The organism is Bradyrhizobium sp. 17 (assembly GCF_023073515.1).
GTDB lineage: Bacteria > Pseudomonadota > Alphaproteobacteria > Rhizobiales > Xanthobacteraceae > Bradyrhizobium > Bradyrhizobium canariense_D.
Window position 1 is genome coordinate 190119 of the sequence record NZ_JADPJQ010000106.1, and the last position, 11778, is coordinate 201896.

An 11778-nucleotide genomic window follows, 5' to 3' on the forward strand; every position below is an offset into this window, starting at 1 on the left:
GCCGCCGCCGACGATGATGACGTCGTCGGAGCGGGGGAGCGTGTTGATGTTGTTTGTCATGGCTTTATCTCAATTCTTCAAATTGATCATCCGCACGACCGAGCGCCTCGCGCGTTCCGCGAGCGCGGGATCGATCGTCACTTCCTCGCGAAGCGTCAGCAGGCTCTCCAGAATGTTGGCGAGCGTGATGCGTTTCATGTGCGGGCAGATGTTGCAGGGGCGCAGCATCTCCACATCGGGCAGCTCGGCGCGGACATTGTCGGCCATCGAGCATTCCGTGATCATCACCAGCCGCCGCGGCCGCCGCTCGCGCACCCAGTTGATCATGTGCGCGGTCGAGCCCGTGAAATCGGCCTCGGCCAGCACGTCCGGCGGGCATTCGGGATGAGCGATGATCTGCACGGAGGGATCGGCCTCGCGGTAGCTGCGCAGCTCGGCGCCAGTGAAACGCTCGTGCACCTCGCAGGCGCCCTTCCAGGCAATGATCTTCACGTCGGTCTTCGAGGCCACGTAAGTGGCGAGATAGCGGTCGGGCAGGAAGATCACGCTTGGTGCGCCGAGGCTTTCGACCACCTGCACCGCGTTCGACGAGGTGCAGCAGATATCGACCTCGGCCTTCACCTCCGCGGAGGTGTTGACATAGGCAACGACAGGCACGCCGGGGAATTTTTCGCGGAGCAGGCGGACGTCGGCGCCGGTGATGCTGGCAGCGAGCGAGCAGCCGGCGCGCGTATCAGGAATAAGCACCGTCTTGTCCGGATTGAGCAGTTTCGACGTCTCCGCCATGAAGTGCACGCCGCACTGGACGATGATGCCGGCCTTCACCCTGGTGGCTTCGACCGCGAGCTGGAGCGAATCACCGCCGATGTCGGCGACGCAGTGGAAGATCTCCGGCGTCTGGTAATTGTGCGCGAGGATCACCGCGCCCCGGGCCTGCTTCAGCTCGTTGATCGCCTTGATCGTCGGGGCCATCAGCGGCCATTCGATCGGCGGGATGACACGTTTCACGCGCTCGTAAAGCGGTGCGGTGGCTCGCTCGACCTCCGGCGTCCATTCCAGTGAAGGCATCGGCAGCGAAGGTCCGGTTCGCGACTGCTTGGCCTGTGCCGGGGTGATGACGTGGCCCTGCGGCCGGTTGGCAAAGTCGTCGGGGCCGTAAATTCCAGTTAGCGGCATCCAAGCCTCCCGTGCATGTCATTTGTACTCATTTTGAGCATATATAAAGCCTGAGAAATCCGGCCGACAGGCCGGGGGATCATTCGATATGCTCGATATGAGCAAATATAAAATAACACGTCGTGTTGGGAGCCGCCAGATCTTGCCGCACACGTTTCCGTTAAGTCGCGCCCGGCGCGTCGGCTGAGGCCGCGAGGAAATGCAATGCTCCCGCGCCAGCTCTTCGCGGAATGCAATCGTTTTTGACTTGGGGTTTCCATGCAGATGCATTAAACGAGCTCGCTCGCGGCCATTTGCGAATCCGCGACCACGCACGAGGAACAGCATGTCGATACAGATGGGTGAGCTCGGTTCGGTCTCCCGTTCCTCCTCCTGGCGCACGCCGGCGATCATCATTCTCTGCGGCTGCGCGATCGGGATGCTCGGGTTCGGCCCGCGCTCGGCGCTGGGCTTCTTCGTACAGCCGATGAGCCATGAATATGCCTGGGGCCGCGACGTGTTCGGCCTCGCGATCGCGTTTCAGAATTTGCTGTGGGGACTGGGCCAGCCCGTCGCCGGCGCGGTCGCCGATCGCTTCGGCCTGTTCCGGGTGATGTGCGTCGGCGCTCTGCTCTATGCCGGGGGCTTGCTCCTGATGCGCTACTCATCGACGCCGCTGTCGCTCAACATCGGCGCTGGTGTCATGGTCGGCTTCGGTCTCGCCGGCTGCTCGTTCAATCTGGTGCTCTCGGCCTTCACCAAGCTCTTGCCGGCCGAGAAGCGCGGCCTTGCGCTCGGCGCCGGCACTGCGGCGGGATCGTTCGGGCAATTCCTGTTCGCGCCGATCGGTGTGGCCCTGATCGACAATTTCGGCTGGCAGCAGGCGCTCACCGTGTTCGGCTTCCTGATGCTGCTGATCATCCCGTTGTCGCTGGCGCTCTCGACGCCGCCGGTCGCAAGCGCGGCAAATGCGGCGCCTGCGGACCAGCAGACCTTCACCAAAGCGCTCGCGGAAGCCTTCGGCCATCGCTCCTACGTGCTGCTTGTCCTCGGCTTCTTCACCTGCGGCTTCCAGCTTGCCTTCATCACGGTGCATCTGCCGGCCTTCCTGGTCGATAGCGGCATCTCCACGCAGATCGGCGGCTGGGTGATCGCGGCGATCGGCCTGTTCAACATCATGGGATCGCTCAGCGTCGGCTATCTCCAGAACAGCCTGCCCAAGCGCTACATCCTCTCGACCATCTATTTCACCCGCGCGCTTGCGACGCTTGCCTTCATCTCGTTTCCGATCACGCCGTTCTCGGCGATTGCGTTCGGCGCGGTCTCCGGCCTGACCTGGCTGTCGACCGTGCCACCGACCTCGGCACTGGTCGCGATCATGTTCGGCACGCGCTGGTTCGCCACGCTCTATGGCTTCGCCTTCGTCAGCCATCAGGTCGGCGGCTTCCTCGGCGTCTGGCTCGGCGGCATCGTGTTCGAGCGGTTCGGTTCCTACACGCCGATCTGGTGGCTCTCGATCCTGTTCGGCGTGCTCTCGGCGCTGATCAATCTTCCGATCGTGGAGAAACCGGTCCAGCGGACGGTTGCGCAGCCTGCCTGATCGGCTAAACATCCCCTGAAACAAGTCAGGGAGTTTTGCTGTGGCGACGTTCAAGGCGATCCGGATCGACAAGGCGGACAAGGGCACCACCGCGCAGCTCACGCAGTTCGACGAAGCCGAACTGATGGAGGGCGACGTCACCGTCCGCGTGGAATGGTCGACGTTGAACTACAAGGACGGCCTTGCGCTCACCGGCAAGGCGCCGGTGGTGCGCCGCTTCCCGATGATTGCCGGCATCGACTTCGCCGGCACCGTCGAGCAGTCCTCGCATCCGCAATGGAAGGCGGGCGATAAGGTCGTCTGCACCGGCTGGGGCATGGGCGAGACCCATCTTGGCGCCTATGCCGAGAAGGCGCGGGTGAAAGGCGACTGGCTGGTCGCTCTTCCGCAGGGCCTATCGGCGCGCGACGCCATGGCGATCGGCACTGCCGGCTTCACCGCGATGCTGTCCGTGCTGGCGCTGGAGAAGCACGGAGTGTCGCCGAACAGCGGTCCGGTCGTGGTGACGGGGGCTGCTGGCGGCGTCGGCTCGGTTGCGACCGCCGTGCTCTCGAAGCTCGGCTATCACGTCATCGCCTCCACCGGACGTGCGTCCGAAGCGGACTATCTGAAAGAGATCGGCGCGGCTGAGGTGATCGACCGCAACGAATTGTCGGCGGCCGCCAAGCCCATCGCCAAGGAGCGCTGGGCGGGCGGCGTCGACAGCGTCGGCTCGACCACGCTCGCAAACCTCCTGTCGATGACGAAGTACGGCGGCGCGATCGCGGCCTGCGGCTTGGCTGCCGGCATGGACCTGCCGTCTTCCGTCGCACCCTTCATTTTGCGCGGGGTGTGCCTTCTCGGCATCGATTCCGTGATGTGCCCGATCGAGCCGCGGAAAGCTGCCTGGCAACGCCTGGCGTCCGATCTGGACCGGTCAAAACTAGCTGAAATTACTCACGAAATTCCGCTTTCTGAAGTTCCGGAGTGGGGCGCGAAAATCCTCGCCGGCCAGGTCCGCGGTCGCACCGTTGTAAAAATTGTCTAACGGCGTTCAGACTTTACCAACCATGCTGCTTCAATGTCGCCATGGTTAGTATGGTAAGCAGCAGGTAAAGAGATAAGGCATAGCCCGCTGCGGGGTTGGTTCGGAGTTGAGCATGCTTGCGCGTATTGTGTTGGGGGCGGTCACGGCGGTAGCGACGCTTACGCCGGCCATTGCTGGAAGCATGAACGCCGATGAGGCGCGCCGCTTCGTCGCCGGGAAGGTGTTTGCTTTCACCTGCTTTGACGGCACCCGGGGCGCGGGCCGCATCATGGACGACCTCGGCGCCGCCGGCGCCGTGCAGTTCTCGGGTGCAGGTCCGGTGAAACATCTCCGCCTGCCCGGCAACACGCTGCAGATCCGCGGCCAGAACGTCTGCGCCTCGATCAAGGGCATTCCGTTCGAGCCCTGTTTCGACCTTGAAAAGACCGACGATCGCAGTTTCCGCGGCTCGGTATCGGGGATGGGCTTCGCCTATTGCGACTTCCATCACCAGGGCGGCAACCAGATGCTGATGGCGCGGGCCGTCGCGCGGCCGCGCTCGCTGCGCACCTCGGAACACACGGGTTCGGTCGGCACGCCCAACACCGAAGTCGCCGCGCGTGTCGAGACCCCGCGCGTCGAGAGTAGCCGGCTCGAGCCGGTGAAGCCGCAGGTCAAATCGGAGCCCGCCAGGGACGACGCCCCGCTGGAGCTGCGCCGCTCCACCCAGTGAGTTGGTGCGCGGGACAGTCCGCGCACTTTGTCGTTGAGAGCTGCCATCAGACACGAAGCCGCCGCGCCGTAGTCATACGGACGGCGGCTTTCATGCGTTGGTAGCTGTTCGCGCCCCAGTTTGCGTACGGCCGGGGGCGCGGCCCGATAAAAGGGTTCAACGATGTCGCTGTACTTCTTCCGTATCAGCACGGGCCGCTATTCCGGTGCTGCCGACCAGCCATATGAGTTCGAGGACCGCGCCGCGGCCTGGACCGAGATGACCGAAGTCTGTGCCAATTTGCTCGGCGGCATCTCGCGCGGCCTGAAACAGGATGCCGAATGGCGCATGGAGCTGCTCGACGAGAACAAGGAGCCGGTGTTCCGGATCAGCTTGATTGGCGAGAGCCAAAAGGCCCTTGGTCGCACTGGCTAGAAATCGGGCATCCTACCGCCGCGTGTGGTTAACCTGTTAAGCGCGCGGACCGTGCCGTTTTTCAAGGGATTTTCCGGTAAGTCCGGTATTTGTCCGGGGGCGATCGTTAACCAGATCACCACACCTGAAGCTCAGTTTTTAGGCAAGGGCGATCAACGCCGAGGGCGGCCGACAATGACTTGGCCGCGCAACCCGGGAAACGCCCTCATGTCGAGACTCATCCAGAATCTGCAAATCGGTACCAAGCTCGCGCTCGCTTCGGCGTTCGGCGTTGTTCTCGTCGGCGCCATGATCGCGAGCCAGGTCATCGGCAACAACAACGTGGGGCATTCCAACCAGGCCGCGCTTGCGCAGCAGGAATTGGTGCGCGAGGCTACCGAAGCCAAGCTTGGGATACGCGGCTTGCAACTCGCCGTACGGGACATGCGTCTCGCCAACAATCAGGGTGACTTGCAAAAGGCGAGCGAGCTTCTGCTGGAGCGGTCGAAAGCACTGAACGGCGTTGTCGATTCCATGCTCAGGTTGTCGCACGCCCCGGAAAACCGCGCGCGGATGGAGAAGCTCAAGTCTACGTCGGCCGATTACCTGAAGGGCGCGCAGCAGAACGCCTCTGTTCGCAGCGAGGCCATTGCGGTTGCGGCCACGGACCCCGTCCGCGCCGCCAAGATTTCCGAGGAAGGCGCGCGCCAGATCCGCGAGGTGACGCTGCCGCTTGCCACACAGCTGGACAATTTGACCAGCGAGATTGCCGATTTCGCCAAGCACAAGAGCGATGAAGAAATCGCTGCCGCGAGCCAGGAGATGGCCGTGAGCGAGCGTCTCGGCATGGTGGTCGGTGCGTGCGCCGTGCTCGTCCTCATCGGTTCGTGGCTGATGTCCTTCCTGACCATCGCGCGGCCGATCCGCGCGCTCACGGTTGCCATGGACAAGCTCGCTGGTGGTGACTTCTCTGTTGTCCTGCCGGGTCTCGGCCGCAAGGACGAGGTCGGCGGTGTCACCGCGGCCGTCGAGAAATTCAAGGTCGTGTCGGAGCAGAAGGCGCGCCAGGAAGCGGAAGCCAAGATGCGGCAGGACCAGGTGGCGGCCGAGCAGCGCAAGGCCGATATGCGCAAGCTTGCTGATAGTTTCGAAGGCGCCGTCGGCGAGATCGTCGATACGGTGTCGTCGGCCGCGACGGAGCTCGAGGCTTCGGCCTCGACGTTGACCTCGACGGCGGAGCGGGCACAGGAACTGACGATAGTTGTGGCTGCGGCCTCCGAGGAGGCGTCGACCAACGTGCAATCGGTGGCGTCGGCCACGGAAGAGCTGTCGTCTTCAATTACGGAGATTAGCCGCCAAGTGCAGGAATCGGCGCGGGTCGCGAGCGAGGCGGTTACCCAAGCCCGAACCACGACCGACCGTGTCGGAGAATTGTCCAAGGCGGCGGCTCGCATTGGCGACGTGGTCGAGCTGATCAACACCATCGCCGGCCAGACCAACCTGCTGGCGCTTAATGCCACCATCGAGGCGGCACGCGCCGGCGAGGCCGGTCGCGGTTTTGCGGTGGTGGCTTCCGAAGTGAAGGCGCTTGCCGAGCAGACCGCGAAGGCGACCGGCGAGATCGGCCAGCAGATTTCCGGCATTCAGGCCGCGACGCAGGACTCCGTCGCCGCCATCAGCGCCATCAGCAACACCATTGAAAAGCTGTCCGAGATATCGTCCACGATCGCGGCGGCCGTCGAGGAGCAGGGCGCGGCGACGCAGGAGATCTCGCGCAACGTGCAGCAGGCGGCCGAAGGCACCCATCAGGTCTCGTCCAACATCACCGACGTGCAGCGCGGTGCAGGCGAAACCGGCTCGGCATCGTCGCAGGTGCTGGCAGCCGCGCGGTCATTGTCCGGCGACAGCAACCGCCTCAAGCTCGAGGTCGGCAAGTTCCTCGACACCGTGCGCGCCGCCTAAGAACCTCGTTCCAGACAGTTCGGAAGACGCCCTGCCTCCTCAGGCGGGCGTTTTTGCATCCTGATCTTCGCCGCGAACGTCTCGCGCATGACTTCGGCGAACGTCGGCTGCAAAAGCAAACAGTGGCGACCTCAAGCTGAAATTCACAACTTTCTGGCGAGATTATCTCTTCCATTTCAACTGTTTGGGTTGAAATCTCAGTATTTCTCCGAGCCCTCCCGTTAACCAGAATGAGTAACCCCAAGGAATAGATTCTCCGGCAAGGGCGATCAACGTCCATGCAGCCGGCAAGGACTTGGCTGCGTGTTTCCTTTGGGGGAAACGTACCATGTTGAGCCCTGCTCATCATCAGCAGGTCCGAACTCAGTCCGCCAGCGCGTGGAGTCGGCTCGGACATGTTCGGATCGGCACGATCTTGCCGATCATCATCTCTGCCCTGGTCTTGCTTGGGTTGGCCTCGGCCGGATTCATCGCCTATGAGGCCGTCCTCAAGAGGCGAGAGTCCGAGGCATTCCTGAAGGTCAATGCAGTTGCCCAACTGCTGCTGCGCAGCGCAGGACATTGGGCGATTGAACGCGGGCTGACCAACGCCGTGCTGAAGTCTCCTGATGTCGTCAGTGCCGAGCGCCGTGCGGAAATCGCAAAGGCGCGCGCGACGGCCGAAAAGGCCTTTCGCCAAGCCGTCCTCGATATCAGCGCGATTCCCGAAATGACGGCGGGGCAAAGACAGATTGCGGACGCAGCGACGAAATTCGAGGCGCTGCGTCTCCTGCGTGAGAAAGCCGACGCGGGAATGTCGCGCTCGCGCGTTGAACGCGAGCCTGACCTCGTAGATGGCTTCGCGCCAACGATTACGGAGGTGATCGACGTCGCGAGCAACCGCTTGCGGCTGACGCTCGAAACACTCACCAGCCCGCCCGTGGCAAGGCTGGCCCAGCTCATCGGCTTGCGACATCTGACAGCTCAGATGGCCGAGAATGCCGGAAGGGAGCGGGCCCTGCTGGCTGGGGTCGTCGGTGCGCGCGCGAAGCTCGGGATGGAGGGCTATGAGCGCCTTTCGGCGCTGCGGGCCAAGGTCGAACTCGCATGGGACACGGTATTGCCGGTGCGGCTGCGTTCGGACCTCGCCCTGCAGATCGGCGAGGCGATGACGGAGGTCGAGAAATCCTATTTTGGTGCCTACGGTGAAACGCGGGTGACTGTGCTCGCCGGTGGCGAAGGCGGGGACTACAGAATCACGGGACCCGAGTACTTCACGCGGGCCACCGCCGGCATCAATGCAGTGCTGAAGCTCGGTGAAGCCATTGGCGCGGCCGCTGACCGCGAAGCCACGATGCAGGCAGAGGTCAGCACTCGTAATGTTGTTTTCACGGTCGTGTTGCTCTGCGCCTCGGTGATGCTCGCTGGCCTCAGTTTCTGGATCACCTTTGGCCGGATCCTCAAGCCGCTTTCAGCCATTTCGGTTGCGATGGGTGGGCTCGCCAATGGCGACTTCACGACGGTCGTGCCTGGCACCTGCCGAGGTGACGAGGTCGGCGAGATGGCGCGGACCGTTGAAGTCTTCAAGCAAAACGGGCTCGAAGTCGAACGCATGCGGGGCGATCACGCTGCGGCCGAGAGCCGGGCAGCCGAGCAGCGCAAGGCGGAGATGCGGAAGCTGGCCGACGGCTTCGAAGCCGCGATCGGGGAGATCGTCGACACCGTCTCCTCGGCAGCGACCGAGCTCGAAGCCTCGGCGTCGACCCTCACATCGACCGCGGAGCGTGGGCAGCAGCTCACGACCATGGTTGCTGCGGCCTCCGAGGAGGCGTCCACCGACGTGCAAGCGGTGGCGTCGGCCACCGAGGAGCTGTCGTCTTCTATCACCGAGATCAGCAGGCAGGTGCAGGAATCGGCCCGCGTGGCCAACGAAGCTGTCGGCCAGGCGCGTGTCACCACTGAGCGCGTCAGCGAATTGTCCAGGGCGGCGACGCGGATCGGCGACGTGGTCGAGCTGATCAACACCATCGCGGGTCAGACCAATCTCCTGGCGCTCAACGCGACCATCGAGGCCGCGCGCGCCGGCGAAGCCGGTCGCGGCTTTGCGGTTGTGGCCTCCGAGGTCAAGGCACTCGCCGAACAGACCGCGAAGGCCACTGGCGAGATCGGGCAGCAGATCGCCAGCATCCAGACCGCGACCGAGCATTCGGTCGGCGCAATCAAGGACATCAGCGGCACTATCGAGAAGCTCTCGGAGATTTCCTCTACCATCGCGGCTGCCGTGGAAGAGCAGGGCGCGGCGACACAGGAAATCTCCCGCAACGTGCAGCAGGCGGCGGAAGGCACCCATCAGGTCTCGGCCAACATCACCGATGTGCAGCGCGGCGCGAACGAGACCGGCTCGGCGTCGTCGCAGGTGCTGGCGGCGGCCCAGTCGCTCTCTGGCGACAGCAACCGCCTCAAGCTCGAGGTCGGCAACTTCCTCGATACCGTGCGCGCAGCATGACGCGGTCGCCGTCACCAATCATCGATCGACTACAACCGCCGCGCGAAGACGCGCGGTGGTTCGCATGCGTTCGCAGTTGGATGTCGCGGCGCGATGAGCCGCACGGTTAACCTTCCGGAAAACCGATGCAGTCATGATCTCCGCAATATTCCGGGTGCCGAGTCGCCCTCCTCGTATTGCGTATCAATCGTATTGGAGCACATTCCATGAGTGGCCCTTCCATTCGTCTCACCCATAAGGTCATGGCGATCGGACTGTTCGGATTGTTGGGTCTCGTCGCCTTCGGCGCGATCTACGAGATCGGCAGTCTCTCCCAGGACGCCTCCCGCGAGATTGCTAACCGCGCTCGTGCGATCGCTGACCTCGACAAGCAGCTCTCGATCGAGATGCTGGAGGCCCGCCGCAACGAGAAGAACTTTCAGCAGCGCCGCAACGAGAGCTACGCCAAGGCACATGCCGAATTGATCGGGCCGATCAATCGCGACTTCGACGAGGTGGAGCGGCTGATGTCGGCCGGCGGCTTGGGCGCGCTGTCCGACCGGATGAAGCAGGGCCAGGACGGCTTCAAGCGATACGCGTCGGACTTTGGCGCATTGGTGGCCGCGGAGACCCGGCTCGGCCTAAACGAGACTCTGGGCCTCTCCGGCTCGCTCCGCGCCGCCGTGCACGACATTGAGGCCAAGCTCAAGGAGATCGACGATCCCAGGTCCACGAGCTGGATGCTGATGATGCGCCGGCACGAGAAGGACTTCATGCTGCGGCGCGACCCAAAATACATCGCCGAGATGAAGAAGGCCGCGGTCGAATTCTCCAAGGCGATAGAGGTCGTCGCAATCCCTACGGCAGTGATGAACGACATCACAGCCAAGCTGCAGAAATATCAATCCGAGTTCACGGCGTGGGTGGAGACGGCGCAGCAAACTGCGGCCCTCGACGCCAGCATGATGAAAACGTTCCGTGGGTTAGAACCGAGCATGATCGAGGTGCGCAACACAGTCGAAGACCTCTACAGGAAGGCCGACGTTGCGGAAGCTGCGACCCGCGATGCCGTGCGCATGTGGATGATGGTCGCCTTCGCCATTGCCGTCGTCGTGCTCGCCGCGGTGGGCTTCCTTCTGGGACGTTCGATCTCGAAGGCGCTTGCCGGCATGGTCGGCGCGATGACGCGGCTTGCGCGCGGCGAGCTTTCGATATCCGTTCCGGGCATCGGGCGCAAAGACGAGATCGGCGAGATGGCCGGTGCCGTCGAGGTGTTCAGGACCAATATGGCGGAGGCCGAGCGGCTGCGCACCGAGCAGGTCGAAGCTGAGGCGCGCGGGCGCCAGCAGCGCAAGGCCGACATGCACCGGCTCGCCGAGACTTTCGAAGGCGCGGTCGGCGAGATCATCGATACTGTTTCGTCGGCGGCAACCGAGCTGGAGGCCTCGTCAAATACGCTGACGCAGGCTGCCGAGCGCGGCAACGGGCTTGCCACGGTCGTGGCGGCCGCCTCCGAAGAGGCCTCCGCGAACGTGCAGTCGGTGTCTGCAGCGAGCGAGGAAATGACCTCCTCGATCTCCGAGATCAGCCGTCAGGTGCAGGAATCGGCCCGTGTCGCCGACGTGGCGGTCGGGCAGGCCCAGCGCACCAATGCACGCGTCGCCGAACTGTCGAAGGCCGCCGCCCGCATCGGCGACGTGGTCGAGCTGATCAACACCATCGCCGCCCAGACCAACCTGCTGGCGCTCAACGCGACGATCGAGGCGGCGCGTGCCGGCGAGGCCGGCCGCGGCTTTGCCGTGGTCGCTTCCGAAGTGAAGGCGCTCGCCGAGCAGACTGCGAAGGCCACGGGCGAGATCGGCCAGCACATCGGCGCGATCCAGACCGCGACGGAAGACTCCGCCGGTGCGATCAAGGAGATCGGCGACACCATCGCGCGGATGTCGGAGATCTCGTCAACCATCGCCGCCGCGGTCGAGGAACAGGGTGCCGCCACGCAAGAGATCTCCCGCAACATCCAGCACGCCGCGAATGGCACCTCCGAAGTCTCGGCGAACATCGGCGATGTCCAGCGTGGCGCAGGCGAAACCGGGGCGGCCTCGGCGCAGGTGCATTCGGCTGCGCAATCGCTGTCGCAGGAGAGCCACCGGCTGAAGAGCGAGGTCGCGCGCTTCCTGGATACGGTACGGGCGGCGTGACAGCCGTCGCCTTCCGCACATTGCGTCGCAAGTGGACAGGTCGCGTCGCAGCATCAGTTGGCTGTGCAGCTGCAACAGTTGGTTGCAGGAGAAATAACGACCGTCAGCGCTGTCCCGTAATTTTACGTAGGGCCCTGTTAACGCCTGCTTGCGACTATGTGTGCAATCTTACGGGACAAGAACCAGCCAGCATTGTTGAACTGACCTCCGTCTCGCCATCTTCGTGGCGGTTTGCGGCGCGGACAATTTGCGCGTTGCCAGGTAACA

At 63.7% G+C, this 11778-nt stretch carries 8 protein-coding genes; 7 read left to right on the forward strand and 1 reads right to left on the reverse strand.

The window, feature by feature from the left end:
• Positions 1-69 precede the first annotated feature (69 nt).
• Positions 70-1176, reverse strand: coding sequence for a quinolinate synthase NadA (gene nadA, locus IVB13_RS21750; protein WP_247384304.1), 1107 nt, complete (start codon positions 1174-1176; stop codon positions 70-72).
• A gap of 325 nt (positions 1177-1501) precedes the next feature.
• Between nadA and IVB13_RS21755 the strand changes: the two genes are divergently transcribed.
• The 7 genes from IVB13_RS21755 to IVB13_RS21785 all read left to right on the forward strand — a co-directional run bounded on the left by IVB13_RS21755 (position 1502) and on the right by IVB13_RS21785 (position 11511).
• Complete coding sequence (locus IVB13_RS21755; protein ID WP_085352605.1) at positions 1502-2755, forward strand: MFS transporter; 1254 nt, start codon at positions 1502-1504, stop codon at positions 2753-2755.
• 40 nt (positions 2756-2795) lie between these two features.
• Complete coding sequence (locus IVB13_RS21760; RefSeq protein WP_085352604.1) at positions 2796-3782, forward strand: MDR family oxidoreductase; 987 nt, start codon at positions 2796-2798, stop codon at positions 3780-3782.
• A gap of 112 nt (positions 3783-3894) precedes the next feature.
• Complete coding sequence (locus tag IVB13_RS21765; RefSeq protein ID WP_247490387.1) at positions 3895-4494, forward strand: hypothetical protein; 600 nt, start codon at positions 3895-3897, stop codon at positions 4492-4494.
• A gap of 162 nt (positions 4495-4656) precedes the next feature.
• Positions 4657-4908, forward strand: a complete 252-nt coding sequence (locus IVB13_RS21770; RefSeq protein ID WP_007594936.1) for a hypothetical protein — start codon at positions 4657-4659, stop codon at positions 4906-4908.
• A gap of 207 nt (positions 4909-5115) precedes the next feature.
• Complete coding sequence (locus IVB13_RS21775; RefSeq protein WP_231188787.1) at positions 5116-6849, forward strand: methyl-accepting chemotaxis protein; 1734 nt, start codon at positions 5116-5118, stop codon at positions 6847-6849.
• A gap of 415 nt (positions 6850-7264) precedes the next feature.
• Positions 7265-9334, forward strand: a complete 2070-nt coding sequence (locus tag IVB13_RS21780; RefSeq protein ID WP_247490390.1) for a methyl-accepting chemotaxis protein — start codon at positions 7265-7267, stop codon at positions 9332-9334.
• Positions 9335-9540: 206 nt separating this feature from the next.
• Positions 9541-11511, forward strand: a complete 1971-nt coding sequence (locus IVB13_RS21785) for a HAMP domain-containing methyl-accepting chemotaxis protein (RefSeq protein ID WP_247490392.1) — start codon at positions 9541-9543, stop codon at positions 11509-11511.
• The last annotated feature ends 267 nt before the right edge of the window (positions 11512-11778 follow it).

What these genes read in the sequence shown, in the direction of transcription:
- IVB13_RS21755 (WP_085352605.1), top strand. Translation starts at nt 1,502, where the DNA reads ATGTCGATACAGATGGGTGAGCTCGGTTCGGTCTCCCGTTCCTCCTCC.
- IVB13_RS21775 (WP_231188787.1), top strand. Translation starts at nt 5,116, where the DNA reads ATGTCGAGACTCATCCAGAATCTGCAAATCGGTACCAAGCTCGCGCTC.
- nadA (WP_247384304.1), bottom strand. Translation starts at nt 1,176, where the DNA reads ATGCCGCTAACTGGAATTTACGGCCCCGACGACTTTGCCAACCGGCCG.
- IVB13_RS21785 (WP_247490392.1), top strand. Translation starts at nt 9,541, where the DNA reads ATGAGTGGCCCTTCCATTCGTCTCACCCATAAGGTCATGGCGATCGGA.
- IVB13_RS21770 (WP_007594936.1), top strand. Translation starts at nt 4,657, where the DNA reads ATGTCGCTGTACTTCTTCCGTATCAGCACGGGCCGCTATTCCGGTGCT.
- IVB13_RS21765 (WP_247490387.1), top strand. Translation starts at nt 3,895, where the DNA reads ATGCTTGCGCGTATTGTGTTGGGGGCGGTCACGGCGGTAGCGACGCTT.